This is a genomic window from Candidatus Accumulibacter propinquus, from assembly GCF_056856495.1.
The window spans coordinates 1,290,425-1,308,091 of the sequence record NZ_JBSEHC010000003.1 but is presented as its reverse complement, the minus strand read 5'-3'; the positions used below and the strand labels follow the sequence as shown (position 1 = coordinate 1,308,091).

The following is a 17,667-nucleotide window of genomic DNA, read 5'->3' as shown; positions in this document are numbered from 1 at the left end:
CGTGGACGATTTTTTCCGCTTTCCCCACACTCCGCACCTCGCCTGGCTGGGAACCGGGGAACCACGCGATGACAAAGTCTTGTCAGCGGTCGAGGCGAATGCGCTGCTCAGCGCCGACGTCGTGGTGGAGGAAAAGCTCGATGGTGCCAACCTGGGGCTGTCGGTCAGGGTCGACGGCCACCTGCAGGCACAAAACCGGGGGCAGTACCTGAAGCCACCCTTCGGCGGCCAGTTCGCCCGCTTGGGAGCGTGGCTAGCCGCGCACGAGGACGCTCTGTTCGACGCCCTCGATAGCCACTTGATCGCGTTTGGCGAGTGGTGCGCAGCGCAGCATTCGCTGGACTATACGGCGCTGCCCGACTGGTGGCTGGTGTTCGATATCTACGACCGGCGTGAGGGCCGCTTCTGGAGCACTCGACGCCGCGATGCTTGGGCATGCGATCTGGGCCCGCCGACGGTACCCGCGCTGTTGCGCGGTCGGACCGATCTGCCGGCTTTGAAGAGCCTGCTGAACCAGCACCGCAGTCGCTACCGCGATAGCACCATGGAAGGCGTTGTGATTAGGTCGGAGGATGATCGCTGGCTACACCAGCGCGCCAAGCTGGTCCGAGCCGAGTTCACGCAGCAGATCGAAAGCCACTGGCGCAGCCGCGCACTGGTGTGGAATCAACTCGAACGGACGACGTGAGCGGCATTGACCGATGACACCGCTTGACCGCACCCGCATCGAGAAGGCCGCCGCCGACTGCGGCTTCGATCTTGCGCCAGAAGCGCAGGAAGACAGCCTGCTCCTACGATCAACTGCCTTTCCCGAAACCATGACAGTCCGGCTGACCGGTGACGGCCGCTTCGAGGTGCATGCGAGCGATTCGACTTTGCTGGAAGGCCTACCACTGGCACGAGAGGGCTGGACGCTCGCGGATGGAATCCCGACGCTGTACGCAGCGCTCGAGCGGGCCGCTGCGACAGCTCGAACAATGCCGAATCGCGTCGCTGCAGAGTTCGATCGGGCGACGATGGCGCTGCCGCGATCCACCGAAGCGGAGCGCCTCGTGGTTCAGCGCGTGGGGCAGGATCTATTCAGACGGGCGTTGCTGGACTACTGGCGGGGCCGATGCTGCGTCACCGGCCTCGCCTTTCCGGAACTGCTGAGGGCCTCCCACATCAAGCCTTGGGCGTCGTGCGACTCGGACGTCGAGCGACTCGATGTGTTCAATGGCCTCTTGCTCGCCCCACATCTGGATGCGCTCTTCGACGGCGGATGGGTGAGCATCGATGACGCGGGTGAGCTGCTGGTGTCGACCATGCTGCCTCATGAGGCGTTGGTCTTGTTCAACCTTCAACACTCTCTTCGTGTCGGTTACTTGACCTCGCAGCACCAGCGCTACATGGGCTTCCATCGCGCCGAAGTGTTCAGGCAGTGAGGGCTCGATGAAGGAAGACACAAAATCGATGGAGGAAATTCATGGCGCGTAGAAGAACCAGCCCTGCCGAAGACTTGATGGACGTCGTGGCCATGCTGCCTTGGTGGGCTGGCGTGGCGCTGGCTGTAGTCTCGTATCTCGTCCTGCATCGTATGGCCGTCCAGGAGGTGGTCGCGGCCACCAGACTGGGTGAGATGGAAACCATGGTCACACAGACTCTCTGGAAGACCTTGGCAACTTTCGGGCAATACCTCTTGCCGCTGATTTGCGTGGCGGGTGCAGGCATCTCGGCATGGCGCCGGCGAGAGCGCCGCAAGCTCATCACGGATGTCGGCCAGAGCTACGCGGCCGAAGCACTTGAGGGCATGAGCTGGCGCGAGTTCGAGATGCTGGTGGGCGAGGCTTTCCGGCTGCAGGGCTACGGCGTACTTGAAACGGGCGGCGGTGGCGCCGATGGCGGTATCGATCTGGTGCTCTCCAAGGGCACCGAGAAGTACCTTGTTCAATACAAGCAGTGGAAGGCTTTCAAGGTCGGCGTGGACGTGGTGCGCGAACTCTATGGCGTGATGACCGCCAAGGGCGCGGCCGGCGGCTTCGTAGTGACCTCGGGGCGGTTCACCGAGGATGCGGTTGGCTTCGCCAGCGGACGCAATCTGAAACTCATTGACGGGCCGTTGCTGCAAGACTTGATTCGTCAGGCTCGGAATTCGAGAGGGCAGACACCTGCACAGCAGAGCGGGCCATCGCATATGCCGGCGGCTCCGGCGGGCACACCATCAGTGCCAGACTGCCCGACCTGTAGCAAGCCCATGGTGAAGCGCACGGCGAAGCGCGGAGCCAGCGCGGGCGAGGAGTTTTGGGGCTGTTCGGCTTATCCGGCTTGTCGTGGCACGAGGCAAATAGGATGAAATTTTTCCGGCGGCCGTGCGATGGGTTGGCGGTCGAGTTGAAGGTGGGCGACTTCAATGCCGCCTACAAAGGCCAGAGGGAGTTCTATCTGCGCTGGCTAGACAAGTTCGAGCGTGAGGCTGGCAAGGAGCCGCCGCTGGGCATCATCTTGTGCGCCGGCAAGCAGTGCGAGCCGATCGAACTGCTGGAACCACCCCCAATAATGTCGCAGGACGCAGGGCAGAACGGGCGCTCAATGACTACAGCCATCCCAGGAGCGGGTACGCAATGAAGACTGAAAAACCACTCTCCAACACTGGTGCTGCTCGCCACCCGTACTGTTGTTCAACGTCTAGGGCGCCCGCTCAGAAGCCCCGCCAGGCCATGCCTAGGCCCAGCGATCCCCGGCGGCAGGAATTCGTCGCCGGCATGCGGGACACCTTCCCGCTGCTGCTCGGTGCTCTGCCGTTCGGACTGATCTACGGCGCCCTCGCCGCGACTTCGGGCCTGTCGATGGCGGCGGCGATCGCCATGTCTGCGCTGGTTTTTGCCGGATCGTCGCAGTTCATCGCCGTCGGTCTGGTGGCGGCTCAGACACCGGTCGCGATCATCGTGCTGACGACGCTGATCGTCAACCTGAGGCACATGCTCTACAGCGCCACCCTGCTGCCCTACCTCAGGGATCTGCCGCAGAAATGGCGGATTCCGCTGGCGTTCTGGCTGACCGACGAAACCTTCGCCGTCACCGTGCATCGCTTTCAAAAGGACGATGCCTCCGCCTTCAAGCATTGGTACCAGCTCGGCTCGTCGATCGCCATGTATCTCAACTGGCAGTTCTGGTGTTTTATCGGCCTGGTGCTGGGAAACCGCATTCCCGACGCCCAGAGCTGGGGGCTCGACGTGGCGATGCCGGTTACCTTCATCGGCATGATCATCCCGTTTGTCAAGACCATCCCCGTCGCGGTCTGCGTACTGACGGCCGGCGCCGCCTCGCTGCTCACCCTGAGCCTGCCCTACAAACTGGGGATCGTCGTTTCCGCGTTTGCCGGCATCACCTCGGGCCTGCTCGCGCAGCGCCTCGCGAAGACAGGGAGAATCCGGAAATGAGCGCCAGTGAAGCGTGGATGCTGGCCGGGATGATGATCGTCACCTTCGGCATTCGCTATTTCCTTTTTGCCCTGGCCGACCGATTCCGAATGGCGCCGTGGATCGAAGGCGCGCTGAAATTCATTCCGCCGGCGGTGTTGACGGCGATTACCCTGCCCGCTGTTCTCTTGCCGAAGGGTGAATGGTTCCTGTCGTGGGAGAACCCGTATCTGGTCGCCGCCCTGCTCAGTCTGGCTGCCGGGGTTCTGACACGGAATCTGCTGGCGACCATCGCCATCGGCCTGGCCAGCTTCTTTGTGCATCGGCTTATTCTGTGAATCGCCGACCGCCGGCCGGTTCACCGATCGAGCAGATCCACCAGGCAATTCGGCCATCAGCCGCCGACCATTCTCACCAGCAGACCCGCGACCGCGCAGGCGGCGATGACCGGAATGACGTTCAACCTGTAGCGGAAGAGTGCGACGCCCGCCGCCAGAGCGATCAGCGCCGACACCCAGTCGAAGGTGCCTGACAGACCCGCTGGCCACAACACATGGTAGCCGAAGAACACCGCCAGGTTGAGGATCACGCCGACGACCGCCGCCGTGATCGCGGTCAGCGGCGCGGTAAATTTCAGATCGTTGTGGGTCGACTCGACCAAAGGCCCGCCGGCCAGGATGACCACGAACGACGGCAGAAAGGTGAACCAGGTCACCAGCGACGCCGCCATAGCCCCGGCAAGAAACAGCGACTCCGGGCCGAAGAACGCCTTGCCGTAGCCGCCGACGAAGCCGACAAAAGCCACCACCATGATCAGCGGCCCCGGCGTCGTTTCACCGAGGGCCAGGCCATCGATCATCTGCGTCGGCGTCAGCCACCCGAAATGCGCCACCGCGCCCTGGTAAACATAGGGCAACACCGCATAGGCGCCGCCGAATGTGAGGAATGCCGCCTTGGTAAAGAACCACCCCATCTGGGTCAGAGTGTGGCTCCAGCCATGGACAGCGGTGAGCATCGCCATCGGCGTCAGCCACAGCAGCGCGCCGACCAGCAGCACGCGCATCAGGCCCAGCCAACGGAAGCGGGCATGCGCGGGCGTCGGGGTATCGTCGTCGATCATCGCCGCACCGAATGACTTGCCGGCCGCGCCATGCCCGCCGCCGGCCGTGAAGCGGTCCGGCGCGACCCGCCCGCCGATATGGCCGACCAGAGCGGCGCCCAGAATGATCGCCGGGAACGGCAGATCGAGCACGAAAATGGCGATGAACGAGGCCGCGGCGACCGCCCACAACAGCCGGTTCTTCAATGCCCGTGCGCCGATGCGCTGCGCCGCCTGCAGCACGATGGCGGTGACCGCGGGCTTGATGCCGTAGAACAGGCCGGCCACCAGCGATACTTCACCGAACGCCACATAGACCCACGACAGGCCGATCAGGATGACCAGCGAAGGCAGGACAAACAGCACGCCGGCAGCGATGCCGCCCCAGGAACGGTGCATCAGCCAACCGATGTAGGTGGCAAGTTGCTGTGCCTCCGGACCGGGGAGCAGCATGCAGTAGTTCAGTGCATGCAGGAAGCGGCGCTCGGAGAGCCAGCGCCGCTTCTCCACCAGTTCCTGATGCATGATCGAAATCTGTCCGGCCGGGCCACCAAAGCTGATCAGGCCAAGCTTCAGCCAGAAGCCAAACGCCTCCCTGAAACTCACGGCAACGGGTGGCATGATCGCCGCGGCATCGCTGGTGGGTCCGGCTTGTCGCATCGGCATTCACTCCTTGGTTCGCAGCCCCTGGGCAGGCCTGCAGGATACTCGGTGCAGCCGCGTCATTCTACTGCCGCGGCGCGGCGCCGCCCTGGCCAGGCCTGCGCTGAACTCCCGGAATGCGCTCTACCTCTTGCTTGCCGGCCGGAATTCGCTATAATGCGCAGCTTCCACGGCACGCGGGCAGCAGCAGCCAGGAGTGGAAAGCGGCATGGCCGCAGTTGTGTCAAAAGCACGGAGTGGTAGTTCAGTTGGTTAGAATACCGGCCTGTCACGCCGGGGGTCGCGGGTTCGAGTCCCGTCCACTCCGCCAACCCTTTCGTAAATCGTTGTTTTTGACGACAAGTCTCTGGATTACGACGCGTCAGCGAAAGTTTACTTTCGTTCGTCTCTCTGATCCTTGCCTGCTTGAGGTACGTCCTCGACGCTTTGACCCCAACGCTCACCACCACGACTCTTGACCGCAGCAGCTTGGGGTGGTTCGAGGCTCGCTCCTGAAAGCCGACCCCCGGCGATGTCTTCGATGGTGTTGCAGTCGGAGAGGACGGCGGCAATGGCAATCACGAGAATCTCAAGGAAGTCATGCAGCGTCCTGGATCGTCAACTCCACCGTAACCGCTTACCAGGCTGACCACCTTCGTGTTGGTCATTTCTCGTGCATCATGGGAGGTGCGTAGACCAGCTTTCTTGCGGGCTTACAAGAGCATGTCATAACACCATGAATGTTTGAGGCTTTTCATTCCTGAGAAATGACCATGACGAATATGGCATGCGAGTGACGAGGCCCTGAGGGTGTCCCGCGGGAATCGCAGGAAGCAAGGTCGCCAGCACTTCAGGCTTTGCGGAGGCTTGGTTGCTTTGATGGCTCAGCGCAAATGAGATCCCGCGCATGGGAACTGATTACCCCCATTCCAGGATACGTTCTATGTCGCCGCTAGCAGCCTGTCGGACTTGGAGTAGGGGAAACCGCCAGATTTCACGATGCGGAATGAGCAGGCTGCATTTTGTCGCTTTTCCGACCTTTTGTACGGTTTCCCCCTCGTTTTTCCCTACTGCGGGCGCAATTTGGCCATCAGCTTCAAGTTCCACGCGAGGCAGACCAGCGTCCACTCCCCCGTGACGTTCTTCAAGCCGCGCAGCGAGAACTGGCGAAAGCCCATGACCGATTTGATGATGCCGAAGACCGGCTCGACGGTCTGCTTGCGCAAAGCATAGAGCGCTCGTCCCGTTTGGGTTTTCAAACGATGAGACAGGGCCTGTACGGGTGTCGCGTTCTTCGGTAGCGGTGCCGGTTCGCTGTGCCGTTCCCGCCAGCCCGGATGGTGCTCATCGCGAGCCACCGCGATCACCGGATCGATGCCGGCCGCCTCGCAGGCCTTGATGTTCTTCTCGCTGCAGTAGCCCGTGTCGGCGATCAGACTGTCCACGGGGCCCAGCACTTCGGCTTGTGCCTTGAGCGTCGCCAGCATCGGCTCGACCTGCTCTTTGTCATTGGTGGCTTGCGTTACGCCGACGGCCACAACCAGCATCGTCGCCACATCCACCCCGGCTTGGGCATTGTACGCTTGCTCGAAGCCGCCACCGGCCACCGGCATGATGCGCGATTCTTCGTCGGTCAGATTGATCTGGTCCGTGTCCCGTGCGCCGGGCTCGGGGGCTTTCGGCGGTTTGCCGCCCAACTTCTTGCCGGTCGCTTCTTCCTTGGCCGTGCGCCGGGCCATCTTCTCGTCGTACTCGGCTTTCTCTCGCTGATAGCGCTCCTCGGCCCGGGCCGCAATCTTGGCCTTGGCCACCGCCATCGCCGCCAGGCGATCTTCGCGGCGCTTGATTTCTTCGGGCAGGCTGACGCCGTCTGGAACGTCCGCTTGATCCGCCTGTTCCGCCAAGGCGAACAGTTCCTGCACCTCGGCCTTGAGCTGGGCTTCCAGCTTTTCGATGTGACCGTGCGAGAGCGCACTGTGCCGTGACGCGTTGGCTTCGATCTTTGTGCCGTCAAGACAGACATGGCCCAGCCTGAGCAGTTTCATTTCCCTGGCCATCTCCAGGACCTGCAGGAACAGATCACTCAGCTCGTCAAGAAAACGCCGGCGGAACGTCGCCAGGCTGTCGTGATCGGGATGGCTACCGGCAGCAATGTAGCGGAAGGCGACCGAATCGTAGGTCGCCCGCTCCAGCTTGCGACTGGAGAAGACTCCCGTCGCGTAGCCATAGACCAGAATCGCCAGCAGGGTCGCCGGATGGTACGCCTTTGATCCACACCCAGCGTACTGGCGCGTCAGGTTCGACAGATCAAGCTGGTCGACCACCTCCACAATGAATCGCGCCAAGTGATCCTGGTTCAGCCAATCGTCGAGTGACGGCGGCAGCAGGTAGTCGGTCTTGCGGTCGGTGACGATGAACTTGGACATGCCAGACCTCGGTCGCTTGAATAGCTATGATTATAGCATATTCGGCAGCGGCAGGCCTATAGTCCGACAGGCCGCTAGCGCCTTGCCATCAGACGTATTGCTGAAATTGGAATAGGCTGCGAAAAGCCTGGTTTCGAGTTCGATTGCCTCCTCTTCGATTTCCCTCATCCTTGTCATGAACTCGATGGCAGCGGGGGAATGCGTCCTATCCTTCCTGGAAATGAAACCGTATTGGTAACGCATCCAGGGCGCCGTGAAATCGAGAATGACGAGATCCCCAGATTCCAACTCGCGAGCAATACAGCCCGGTGTTATCGGCAGGAGGGCATCACAGCCCAGGGCAATATTCCTCGCTGCGGACAGCGAATCAACGGTGATGGCCGGGTGAAAATTCTTGGTGTCCTCGTTTACACGCCCTGCCGCATGGCCCCGGGACAGGAGAGCGGCCAGTGCAGGTGGCATGACAGTGCCGACGATCGGAAAATTCAGAAGGTCGTCGAGCGACAGCGAGCGTCTGCCAGCAAGCGGGTGTCCCCGACGGCAACAACAGGCGATTGCATGCTCGAACACAAACTCGACGGTCAGGCGGGCGAATTCCTCGCAGTGACGGATGTCTGCGACGCCGATATCGATGTCGCCAGACAGAACCCGATTGACGATCGCTGGCGCACTATCCTTGTCAATTCTGATTTGTAGATTCGGGTTGCGGGTGATCAACCTTGCGACCGCGTGGCTGACGGAGATTTCAAAGGGAAACGGCCCTGCACCAATGGACAGTTCGCCAACTTCGATGCCCTGAATCAAAAGAATCTCGCGGCGAAGTTCTCTTTCCTTCTTGAGAATATCTTGACCACGGTCAATGACCGTCTGCCCGCATTTCGTCGGCTCGACGCCGCCTGACGTTCGATCAAACAACTGCACGCCGAGAGATTGCTCGAGCCCGGCAATGCTGCGCGACAGGGCGGGTTGAGAAATATGCAGCGATTCGGCGGCTCGGGCGAAATTCCGGTGTTTGCTCAAGGCGAGCACCTGGCGCAGGAGGCGGATATCAATCGTCATGCACCTAGATTATCACGTCAATCAAAAGAATGCATTGGACGCATACCGAGGACACTGCTCTACTTGAAAAATTAGGCTAATTGACTCCGGCGGACTGTTCGGAAGCGGCCTATTTTCCCACCGAAGATGCACATTGAATCAAGGAGACTTCTATGTTTCACACCAAACTGGCGCTGGGGTTGCTGACGCTGGCGCTCGCTGCGCCATTCGCGCACGCTCAATCAGCCCCGCCTGTGCCTGCGAAATCTACTGCCAGTGCCATCGACCCGGGATCGATCCAGGCGCTCAAGGACATGGGCGCCCATCTGCAGACGATGACGCGCTTCAAGGTGTCGACCGACCTGACCGGCGAGCGGGTTCTTGCCGACGGCCAGAAACTGCAGCATTCAGCGACAGCGGATATCGACGTCCATCGACCTAACATGCTGCGCGCGAAAATGGTCAGCCCCCGGGCCGTCCGTGAGATTTTCTACGATGGTAAGCTGGCGACCATCGCCATCCCGGCTCAAAAGTCCTACTCGACCGTCGAATTCACAGGGAACCTCGGCGAACTGGTCAGCAAGCTGGAAGACCGCTACGGCGTCGAGATGCCCATGGCCGACATGTTCCTCTGGGGCACGCCGGCGGCGCCTCTCGACAAGATCGAGTCGGCAATGAATGCCGGCCAGGATTTCATCGACAACGACCTTTGTGACCATTACGCATTCCGCCAGGGCAATGTCGACTGGCAGATCTGGATCACCACCGGCGACAAGCCGCTGCCGCGCAAGCTCGTGATCACCAATCGCAGTGACGAAGCGCGTCCGCAGTCAGTCCAGTATTTCGACTGGAACCTCAAGCCGACATTCAAGGACAGTGTTTTCAATTTCACGCCGCCCAAAGGCGCGACCGCTGTTGAACTTCGTTCGCTGGAAAATAAGTAAAGGAGCGCCAAAATGAAAAAAACATTCAGCAAGTTGTTTCTGGCACCCCTGACGATTCTCGTTCTGGCCAGCTTCGCCATGGCGCCGGTCGTAGAGGCACGCGGTGATGGTGGTGGTCGAGGCGGCGGTGGGGCGCGAGGCGGCGGCGGGGGTGGTGGCAGCGCCAAGCAGGTCAATCACGCCAATCGCGACGTGCGTGCCAATAATGTGCGCAGCACCAGTGTAAACAACGTCAGCAACCGGAACACCAACATCAACGCCAACAGGAACGTCAATGTCAATGTCGATAACCACCGGGGTGGCGGCTGGGACAACGACTACCACCCGGTCGCAACTGCGGCGGCGGTAACAGCCACTGTGGCCGTTACCGCCGCCGTCGTCGGCTCGATGGTGCGTACCGTTCCAGCCGGCTGCGTCCCGGTCAACTACGGCGGCATGATCTATCAGCAGTGCGGTTCGACCTGGTACCAGCCTCAGGGCACTCAGTACATCGTAATCAATCCGCCCTACTGAGAAATTGCCGCAAGGGGGCCGTCGACCGTAGCTGGAGGCGGCTTTTTTGTTTTCCTGGCACCAGGCGAACCTTTCGCTTCAGGTGTCGCCTCCCATTTCTGTCCGAAAGTGAATACATGGACACTATTCTGCGTATCCGCGTGCTGGCGTCCCTGTTTTTCGGCCTGGCTGCCTGCGGCGTCACCCACGCCGTCGAGGGCGGTAGCAGCAACTATCTTCTCGGCATGAAGGGGCCGCTTGCGGCGTTCGTGCCGAAACCGGGCGTGTACCTCACCAACAATGTTTACCACTACGACGCCGGCCGCAACAACCTGACGCCGCTCGGCAACCGCCTTGTCGGCGATGTTTCGGCTCAGGTTCTGATGAACATTGCGCAGTTCTCCTGGGTAACGGAACAGACTCTGGGGGGCGGTCGCCTGGCTTTCAGCGGCGTGTTGCCCTACGGCAACGTGGACGTCGCTGGCAGTGTGTCGCGCGGTGGTTTCAGCGTCCATGATTCGGACAGCGTGACGGCCTTCGGTGATCCCGTGGTCGGCGGTTCGGTAGGCTGGAAAAGTCGCGATGGCGACGAATTCCGGGCCTGGAGCGTTTACGGATCGGTATTCATCCCGGTTGGTGACTATGAGCTTGGACGCCTCGCCAACCTCGGCAAGAATCGTTGGGCATATGACGTCGGCGGCGCGTTCACCATGGCCAATTTCAAGAGTGGGCGTGAATTCTCGGCAGTCCTCGGATTCACCTTCAATGGCGAGAACCCCGATACGAAATACAACTCCGGCAATGAAATGCACCTCGAAATGGCCGCCAAGCAATACCTGCCCAACCATTTATCGCTGGGCATCGTCGGCTACTGGAACCAGCAACTCACTGCGGACAGCGGCGGTCCGGCGGTGCTCGGTGATTTCAAGGGGCGAGTGTTCGCTATCGGACCGGAACTGTCGTACCAGTTCGCCGGGGGTACAAAACATCCGGTGACGCTCGATTTGCGCTGGTATCACGAGTTCGGCGCGCAGAACCGCGTCGAAGGAAATGCCGTTTATTTCACACTTTCCATACCGCTCAGCATCACGAGCAAGCCGCCGGCAGGTGTGGACTGGTCGGCTGCCGAGCGAGCATCGAAAACAGGAGGATCACCATGAATACTCAACCGCTCCCTCGTCACCCGAGATTGATGCCCGGCCTTGGCCTCTTGCTGGGCGCCCTGATCGCGACTGCCGCCATCGCGCAGGAAGTCCTGCCGTTCCCGCCCACACCCTCCGCTTCCAGGGCGGGCCTGACGATTCAGGATTCTACCTACCAGAAACGCGTTGAACCCAGGCGCCTGCCGGACGGCGCGCCAAATATCCTGATCATCCTGATGGACGACGTGGGACCGGCGACGCCCTCGACCTACGGTGGCGAGATCAATACCCCGACGCTTGATCGTGTGGCGAAGGCTGGGATTTCGTACAACCGTTTCCATTCGACGGCAATGTGTTCGCCGACGCGAGCCGCGCTACTGACCGGGCGCAATCACACCAATGTCGGCAATGGGCAAATCGCGGCCATCGCCAACGACTTCGACGGCTTCAGCGGGGTAATCCCCAAGTCATCGGCCACCGTCGCCGAAGTACTCAAGAACTACGGCTACAACACCGGGGCCTGGGGCAAATGGCACAACACGCCGGAAGAGCAGATCACCTCCAAGGGGCCATTCGACTACTGGCCGACCGGCTATGGCTTTGAATACTTCTACGGGTTCCTGGCCGGTGAAGCTTCGCAATATGAGCCGACCCTGACCCGCAACACCTCGCCGGTGACCGATCACAAGCCGAAGGGCTACCACCTAAGCGATGACATCGCGACCGATGCCATCAAGTGGCTGCGCGAGCAAAACGCCTACGCACCGGATAAACCCTTCCTGATGTATTGGGCGCCGGGTGCCTCGCACGGACCGCACCAAGTGATGAAGGAATGGGCGGACAAATACAAGGGCAAGTTCGATTCGGGCTGGGACGCCTATCGCGAGCGTGCCTTCAAGAACGCCAAGGCCAAGGGCTGGATTCCGGAAAATGCCCAACTGACGCCGCGCCCCGCTTCAATGGCGTCCTGGGATTCGATTCCAGAAGCCGAGAAACCATTCCAGCGCCGCTTGATGGAAATCTTTGCCGGTTTTACCGAACACGCCGACTACAACGCGGGGCGGGTGATCGACGAGATCGAGCGCCAGGGCAAATTGGACAACACGCTGATCTTTTATATCTGGGGCGACAACGGCTCTTCGTCCGAAGGGCTGAATGGCACGATCAGCGAGCAATTGGCGCAGAACGGCATCCCGACAACGATCTCGCAACATCTCAAGGCTCTCGATGAACTCGGTGGTCTGCCGGCGCTCGGCGGCCCGAAAACCGACAACATGTACCACGCCGGCTGGGCCTGGGCGGGCAGCACCCCTTATCAGGGCACCAAGCTGATGGGCTCCTACTTCGGCGGCATCCGTAACCCGATGGCCATTTCATGGCCAATAGGAATCAAGGCTGATCCGACCGCGCGGCCGCAGTTCCATCATGTGATCGATGTTGCGCCGACGATTTACGAACTAACCAAAATCAAGACACCGCGCGTTGTGAACGGGTTCGAGCAGGACCCGATAGACGGCGTCAGCATGGTCTACACCTTTACCGACCCGAACGCGAAGGGTACGAGAACGACGCAGTTTTTCGACATCATGGCCAGCCGTGGCGTTTATCACGAGGGCTGGTTTGCCAGCGCACCGGGGCCACGCGAACCGTGGGTCGGCGGCATACCGAAGGGTGTCAAGGAATGGTCGCCCCTGACTGACAAGTGGGAACTTTACAACATCGACGAGGACTGGAGCCAGGCCATCGACCTCGCCGCCAGAAACCCGAAGAAGCTGGAGGAAATGAAGGCGCTGTTCATCGAGGAATCCAAGAAGTACAAGAACTTGCCGATTGGCGGCGGTCTGTGGTCGACCGCACTGTTCCACCCGGAAGATGCGCCGGCGCCGACCCTGACCGAATGGACGTTCGATGCACCAATCACCCTGATGCCGGAATCCGCTGCGCCCAAGCTGGGCAAGGTGAGCAGCCTGGTCAACATGGAAGTGGATGTGCCGAAGAAGGCCAACGGCGTGCTCTACGCGCTGGCTGGCTTCTCCGGCGGCATTACCTGCTACATCAAGGATGGCTACCTTAATTACGAGTTCAACCTGTTCGAAGTCCAGCGTACCAAGCTCAAATCAAAGGAAAAGCTGCCGCAGGGCAAGGCCATGATCGAAGTGGAATCGAAGCTCGTCGACAAGATCGGCGGCCCGATGGATGTGGTGATGCGAGTCAATGGCAAAGTCGTCGGCCAGACCCGCGTACCGGCGGCAATGTCGCTCCACTTCACGTCAAACGCCACTTTCGATATTGGCACTGACCTCGATTCGCCAGTGTCGCTTGATTACTACGACCAGGCGCCCTTTGCCTTCAACGGCAGCATCGGCAAGACCAAAATCACCTATCTGAAAAAATAAGGAGATGCATATGAGCGCTGCAAAACTGCTTTCCCTGTCCGCTCTCGCTTCCGGTTTGCTGGTTGCGGTCAGCTTTTCGGCGCTGGCTGGCCCACTCGATCCCGACTGCACGCCGGAAAAGGCGGCCAAGAGCGCTGCCGCCAAATCTACGGTGGGTGTCGGCGGACGTTGTTCGGCCGGCGAGGCTGCCAAGGATTCCGCCAAACGTGCTGCTGGCGTCGAGGACAAGGGGCCGCTGAAAAAGAAGGGCAAGGATGATTCGGGTCCGGTCAAAGGTGCAGTGAAAAAGGCTGTCGACTAAATCCGCCGTGCCGGCTTTCTGAGGAGAATGTAGAAAATGGCTAAATTGACACCATTTGCCTGGATCGCGGCGGTAGCGGCAGGGATTTTGTCTCTTGCTGGGCACCAGGTATCGGCTGCTGCGGTCGACGGTTCGGAATTGCCATTTCCGCCCGTCCCTTCAGCGAGCAAGGCCGGCCCGACACTGCAGACTTCGGTTCATCATCGGCGCGCCCAGCCCAACCATCTGGCGAAGGATGCGCCGAACGTCCTGATCATCCTGATCGACGATGTCGGCTACGGGCAGGCCAGCACCTACGGTGGCGAGATCAATACGCCCAATCTGACGCGCATTGCGCAATCCGGCATCAGCTATAACGCTTTCCACAATACCTCGATCTGTTCTCCGACCCGGGCCGCGCTGCTGACCGGGCGCAATCACCAGCGCGTCGGCAGCGGAACCATCGCCGAGCGCGCTGTGGATTGGGACGGCTACACCGGCGTGATCCCCAAGACCTCGGCTACCGTCGCCGAAGTGCTGAAGAACTACGGCTACAAGACGGCCGCCTTCGGCAAGTGGCACAACACTCCCGCCGACCAGACGACGGCCATGGGTCCCTTCGACAAATGGCCGAACGGCTATGGTTTCGAGTATTTCTACGGCTTTCTCGCCGGCGAGACCAGCCAGTGGGAGCCACGCCTAGCTGAAAACACCAGTATCATCGAGCCGCCCAACACGCCCGGCTATCACCTGACCGAGGACCTGGCCGACCACGCCATCGGCTGGCTGAAGAAACACCAGTCCTACACGCCCGACAAGCCGTTCTTCATCTACTTCGCTACCGGCGGCGCACATGGACCGCACCATGTCGCACCGGCATGGACGGCCAAGTACAAGGGCAAGTTCGATGATGGCTACGAGGCGATGCGCGAGCGCATCATCAAGCGCCAGAAGGAATCTGGCTGGGTACCACAGGCTACGGAATTGACCCGGCGAGTCGAGTCGATGCCGGCCTGGGACAGCATCCCGGCATCCGAACGCCCATTTCAGTTACGCCTGATGGAAACCTTCGCCGGCTTCGTCGAGCATACCGATGCCCAGGTTGGTCGAGTCATCGACGAGCTGGAGCGTACCGGCAAGCGCGACAACACCATCATCATGTACATCTTCGGCGACAACGGGGCGAGCGCCGAAGGCCAGCGCGGTTCGATCAGCGAACTACTGGCCCAGAACAACATCCCGAACACGGTCGACCAGCAGATTGCCGCACTCAACAAAATCGGCGGGCTGGATGCCATTGGTAGCCACAAGACCGACAACATGTACCACGCCGGCTGGGCCTGGGCGGGCAATACGCCGCTCAAATCAACCAAACTGGTCGCTGCCCACTTTGGTGGCACCCGTTCGCCGATGGCGATCTCCTGGCCGGCGAAGATCAAGCCGGATGGCACGCCGCGTGCGCAATTCCACCACGTTAACGACATTGCTCCGACCCTGTACGAACTGATCGGCATCAAGCCACCAAAGATGGTCAACGGCTACAAGCAGGATCCGATCGATGGCATCAGCATGGCCTACACGCTCAGCGATGCCCAGGCCAACACCCGCAAGAGGGTCCAGTATTTCGAGAACAGTGGGAGCCGCGGCATTTACAAGGACGGCTGGTTTGCCGCAGCATTCGGGCCATTCGTGCCTTGGGATTCGGCAGGTTCCAGTGCGGGTATCGCCACTTGGGATTCGGCGCAGGACAAGTGGGAACTCTACAACCTGAACGACGACTTCTCGCAGGCGCGCGATCTGGCGGACAAGAATCCGAGGAAGCTGGTCGAACTGAAGAAGGAGTTCGATCGGCAGGCCAAGGAAAACAAGGTCTGGCCGGTCGGGGCCGGCGCATGGTTGCGCATCCATCCTGAAGACCGTCTGGCATCGCCTTACACCAGCTGGACATTCAGCGACCAGACGCGGCGCATGCCGGAATTCACCGCACCCGGCCTGGGTCGCCAGAGCAATCGCGTGGTCATTGATGCCGAACTGGGGGAAAACGCCAGCGGCGTGCTCTACGCGCTGGGCGGCGCGGGCGGTGGCCTGGCGTTCTACATGGACAAGGGCAAGCTGGTCTACGAGTACAACATGATGCTGATCGAGAACTACAGGGCCGAATCGGGCGTGATCCCGGCCGGCCAGCACCAGATCATCGTTGATACCCAACTGGAAAGCGCAAAGCCGATGGCGCCCGCCACCGTCACTGTTACGGTCGACGGCCAGGAAGTGGCCAAAACCGTGGTTGCCCGTACCGTCCCGGGCGCCTTCACGGCCAGCGAGTCCTTCGATGTCGGCGTCGATCTCGGGGCGACGGTGTCGCTGGTCTATGACGAGCGCCGGCCGTTTGCCTTCAGCGGCAAGATCAATCGGGTCAGGGTGGAACTAAAAAAGTAACGGGTGCTTCTAGCGCGAGAGGCATGCCGAACCGAAGGAGACTGCAAGGATGCGCCAATGAGCAATCCCTCCCTTGATGGAAATGACAGGCCATGGGCCGTCTCGCTGGTCCGTGGCGACCTGTTGTTCCGTTTTCAGCGCAAGATCGGACTGATTCCAGAACAGGGTCTTGGCGTTGCCCGACGCGCCCTGTTCTGGTCGCTTCTGGCGTGGTTGCCGGTCGCCGCCTGGGCCTGGAAAAATGGCTTTTTTCTGCCGCTGGAGGGGAACGAGCCGCTACTGGCCCACTTCGGCATCAATGCCCGCTTGTTGCTGTGCGTGCCGCTGTTCATCATCGCCGAGGGCATGATGCAGGGCACATTGACCGCCTTGCTGCCACGCCTTGTCAGCTCCGGCGTCGTCCCGCCCGGGCAACTGGATCGCCTGCGTTCTATTCTCGGCGACATCGCCAGGCTGCGCGATTCTGTGCTGCCGTGGATCGCCATCTTCGCCGGGATTGCCTCGTTCTTCCTCCTTTCAAGACCCAGCGAAGTCCCGCATGAACTCTCCTGGGCAAGAGAACAGGCGGATGGCGCCGGAATGGGGCTCGGTATCTGGTGGTATCTCTACGTCGGGCGAACCATTTTCCTGACCCTGCTGCTGGCCTGGTTGTGGCGGCTGGCGCTCCTGTTCATTCTGTTCAAGCGGATTGCCGGATTGGAGTTGTCGTTGGTGCCAACGCACCCGGATCGTTGCGCTGGCCTGGGGTTCATGGCGCGGATTCCAGTCATGTTCGTGCCCGTTGTCCTTGGTATTTCCTCGGTCTTTGCCTCCGGTTGGGCACATCAGGTGATTTATCACGATGTGACCATTGCTTCCCTTCGCCTCGAGATCATTGCCTTCGTCGTGATCGTGCCGCTTATTTTTCTCGCGCCATTTGTTTCGTTCCTCGGCTTGATGCTGCGCACGAAGAAGCAGGGTTTGCTGGATTACGGTGACCTGATCGGCCGTCACGGCCGCCTCGTCCGGGAACGCTGGATCGACGGCAAGCCGGTAGCGGACGCCCAAATTCTCGACGCACCGGAACTTGGCCCGATAGCCGATACCGCAGCGCTTTACGAGTTGATCGGCAGGATTCGTCCCTTGCCGCTGACGGGGGGTTCCCTGGTTCCCCTGCTCGGCGCCGCCGTCCTGCCAATGGTGGTACTGGCAGCGCTGGACTTGCCGCTGAAGACGGTCCTCAAGACAGTCCTGAAAATAATCGTCTAGAGGCGAACCGGAGAATGACGCAACAGGCTTCCAGTTCCAGAGTCGCATATCTGGCCAGCTTGCAAGCGATTGAAGGATGCGATTTTCCTGACGACGACATAATGTTAACGTCACAAATATTAGAGT

The 17,667-nt window shown here is 60.7% G+C and carries 15 protein-coding genes, 1 tRNA gene and 1 pseudogene; 14 read left to right on the top strand and 3 right to left on the bottom strand.

The window, feature by feature from the left end; translation table 11 throughout:
• The first annotated feature begins 1 nt into the window (after window position 1).
• From AC15MQ_RS11835 to AC15MQ_RS11810, 6 genes and pseudogenes are all read left to right on the top strand, one after another.
• The gene (locus tag AC15MQ_RS11835) at window positions 2-688 is read left to right on the top strand and encodes an RNA ligase family protein (RefSeq protein WP_483080225.1); all 687 of its coding nucleotides are present in this window, start codon (window positions 2-4) and stop codon (window positions 686-688) included.
• 13 nt (window positions 689-701) lie between these two features.
• A complete protein-coding gene (locus tag AC15MQ_RS11830; protein WP_483080224.1) occupies window positions 702-1,424 on the top strand; it encodes an HNH endonuclease in 723 nt (240 codons plus the stop codon).
• A 41-nt stretch (window positions 1,425-1,465) separates the two neighbouring features.
• Window positions 1,466-2,332, top strand: a complete 867-nt coding sequence (locus AC15MQ_RS11825) for a restriction endonuclease (RefSeq protein ID WP_483080223.1) — start codon at window positions 1,466-1,468, stop codon at window positions 2,330-2,332.
• A 26-nt stretch (window positions 2,333-2,358) separates the two neighbouring features.
• A pseudogene (locus AC15MQ_RS11820) lies at window positions 2,359-2,604 on the top strand (PDDEXK nuclease domain-containing protein); the annotation flags it as partial.
• A gap of 92 nt (window positions 2,605-2,696) precedes the next feature.
• Window positions 2,697-3,419, top strand: a complete 723-nt coding sequence (locus AC15MQ_RS11815) for an AzlC family ABC transporter permease (RefSeq protein ID WP_483080222.1) — start codon at window positions 2,697-2,699, stop codon at window positions 3,417-3,419.
• Window positions 3,416-3,736, top strand: coding sequence for an AzlD domain-containing protein (locus AC15MQ_RS11810; RefSeq protein ID WP_287652487.1), 321 nt, complete (start codon window positions 3,416-3,418; stop codon window positions 3,734-3,736). Before AC15MQ_RS11815 ends, AC15MQ_RS11810 begins: the two co-directional genes overlap by 4 nt.
• 56 nt (window positions 3,737-3,792) lie before the next feature.
• On the opposite strand, the gene chrA is transcribed toward AC15MQ_RS11810, so the two are convergent.
• Window positions 3,793-5,157: a chromate efflux transporter gene (gene chrA, locus AC15MQ_RS11805; RefSeq protein ID WP_483080221.1), complete on the bottom strand. Its 1,365-nt coding sequence runs from the start codon at window positions 5,155-5,157 to the stop codon at window positions 3,793-3,795.
• A gap of 236 nt (window positions 5,158-5,393) precedes the next feature.
• Here chrA and AC15MQ_RS11800 point away from each other — a divergent pair.
• A tRNA-Asp gene (locus AC15MQ_RS11800) sits at window positions 5,394-5,470 on the top strand.
• 736 nt (window positions 5,471-6,206) lie between these two features.
• Here the strand turns inward: AC15MQ_RS11800 and AC15MQ_RS11795 are convergent.
• Together AC15MQ_RS11795 and AC15MQ_RS11790 are read right to left on the bottom strand one after the other, a co-directional pair.
• The gene (locus tag AC15MQ_RS11795) at window positions 6,207-7,565 is read right to left on the bottom strand and encodes an IS1182 family transposase (protein WP_483080220.1); all 1,359 of its coding nucleotides are present in this window, start codon (window positions 7,563-7,565) and stop codon (window positions 6,207-6,209) included.
• Window positions 7,566-7,595: 30 nt separating this feature from the next.
• Window positions 7,596-8,624 (bottom strand): LysR family transcriptional regulator, encoded by a 1,029-nt coding sequence (locus tag AC15MQ_RS11790; protein ID WP_483080219.1) that lies wholly within the window; start codon window positions 8,622-8,624, stop codon window positions 7,596-7,598.
• Between the two features lie 179 nt (window positions 8,625-8,803).
• Here AC15MQ_RS11790 and AC15MQ_RS11785 point away from each other — a divergent pair, with 179 nt between their 5' ends.
• The 7 genes from AC15MQ_RS11785 to AC15MQ_RS11755 all read left to right on the top strand — a co-directional run bounded on the left by AC15MQ_RS11785 (window position 8,804) and on the right by AC15MQ_RS11755 (window position 17,541).
• Window positions 8,804-9,547 (top strand): DUF2092 domain-containing protein, encoded by a 744-nt coding sequence (locus tag AC15MQ_RS11785; protein WP_287655602.1) that lies wholly within the window; start codon window positions 8,804-8,806, stop codon window positions 9,545-9,547.
• A 12-nt stretch (window positions 9,548-9,559) separates the two neighbouring features.
• A complete protein-coding gene (locus AC15MQ_RS11780) occupies window positions 9,560-10,060 on the top strand; it encodes a hypothetical protein (RefSeq protein ID WP_287655604.1) in 501 nt (166 codons plus the stop codon).
• A 116-nt stretch (window positions 10,061-10,176) separates the two neighbouring features.
• Window positions 10,177-11,199, top strand: coding sequence for a SphA family protein (locus AC15MQ_RS11775; protein ID WP_483080218.1), 1,023 nt, complete (start codon window positions 10,177-10,179; stop codon window positions 11,197-11,199).
• Between the two features lie 32 nt (window positions 11,200-11,231).
• A complete protein-coding gene (locus AC15MQ_RS11770; RefSeq protein ID WP_483080644.1) occupies window positions 11,232-13,577 on the top strand; it encodes an arylsulfatase in 2,346 nt (781 codons plus the stop codon).
• A 10-nt stretch (window positions 13,578-13,587) separates the two neighbouring features.
• Window positions 13,588-13,878, top strand: coding sequence for a hypothetical protein (locus tag AC15MQ_RS11765; RefSeq protein WP_483080217.1), 291 nt, complete (start codon window positions 13,588-13,590; stop codon window positions 13,876-13,878).
• Between the two features lie 36 nt (window positions 13,879-13,914).
• Entirely contained in the window at window positions 13,915-16,293 is a 2,379-nt protein-coding gene (locus AC15MQ_RS11760) for an arylsulfatase (protein WP_483080216.1), read from the top strand.
• A 57-nt stretch (window positions 16,294-16,350) separates the two neighbouring features.
• Window positions 16,351-17,541, top strand: coding sequence for a hypothetical protein (locus AC15MQ_RS11755; protein WP_483080215.1), 1,191 nt, complete (start codon window positions 16,351-16,353; stop codon window positions 17,539-17,541).
• Window positions 17,542-17,667: the final 126 nt, after the last annotated feature.

Excerpts from the sequence above, each read along its gene's own strand:
- AC15MQ_RS11770 (WP_483080644.1), top strand. The coding sequence starts at position 11,232 with ATGCCCGGCCTTGGCCTCTTGCTGGGCGCCCTGATCGCGACTGCCGCC.
- AC15MQ_RS11825 (WP_483080223.1), top strand. The coding sequence starts at position 1,466 with ATGGCGCGTAGAAGAACCAGCCCTGCCGAAGACTTGATGGACGTCGTG.
- AC15MQ_RS11760 (WP_483080216.1), top strand. The coding sequence starts at position 13,915 with ATGGCTAAATTGACACCATTTGCCTGGATCGCGGCGGTAGCGGCAGGG.
- chrA (WP_483080221.1), bottom strand. The coding sequence starts at position 5,157 with ATGCGACAAGCCGGACCCACCAGCGATGCCGCGGCGATCATGCCACCC.
- AC15MQ_RS11765 (WP_483080217.1), top strand. The coding sequence starts at position 13,588 with ATGAGCGCTGCAAAACTGCTTTCCCTGTCCGCTCTCGCTTCCGGTTTG.
- AC15MQ_RS11755 (WP_483080215.1), top strand. The coding sequence starts at position 16,351 with ATGAGCAATCCCTCCCTTGATGGAAATGACAGGCCATGGGCCGTCTCG.
- AC15MQ_RS11790 (WP_483080219.1), bottom strand. The coding sequence starts at position 8,624 with ATGACGATTGATATCCGCCTCCTGCGCCAGGTGCTCGCCTTGAGCAAA.
- AC15MQ_RS11830 (WP_483080224.1), top strand. The coding sequence starts at position 702 with ATGACACCGCTTGACCGCACCCGCATCGAGAAGGCCGCCGCCGACTGC.
- AC15MQ_RS11780 (WP_287655604.1), top strand. The coding sequence starts at position 9,560 with ATGAAAAAAACATTCAGCAAGTTGTTTCTGGCACCCCTGACGATTCTC.
- AC15MQ_RS11795 (WP_483080220.1), bottom strand. The coding sequence starts at position 7,565 with ATGTCCAAGTTCATCGTCACCGACCGCAAGACCGACTACCTGCTGCCG.
- AC15MQ_RS11810 (WP_287652487.1), top strand. The coding sequence starts at position 3,416 with ATGAGCGCCAGTGAAGCGTGGATGCTGGCCGGGATGATGATCGTCACC.
- AC15MQ_RS11815 (WP_483080222.1), top strand. The coding sequence starts at position 2,697 with ATGCCTAGGCCCAGCGATCCCCGGCGGCAGGAATTCGTCGCCGGCATG.
- AC15MQ_RS11775 (WP_483080218.1), top strand. The coding sequence starts at position 10,177 with ATGGACACTATTCTGCGTATCCGCGTGCTGGCGTCCCTGTTTTTCGGC.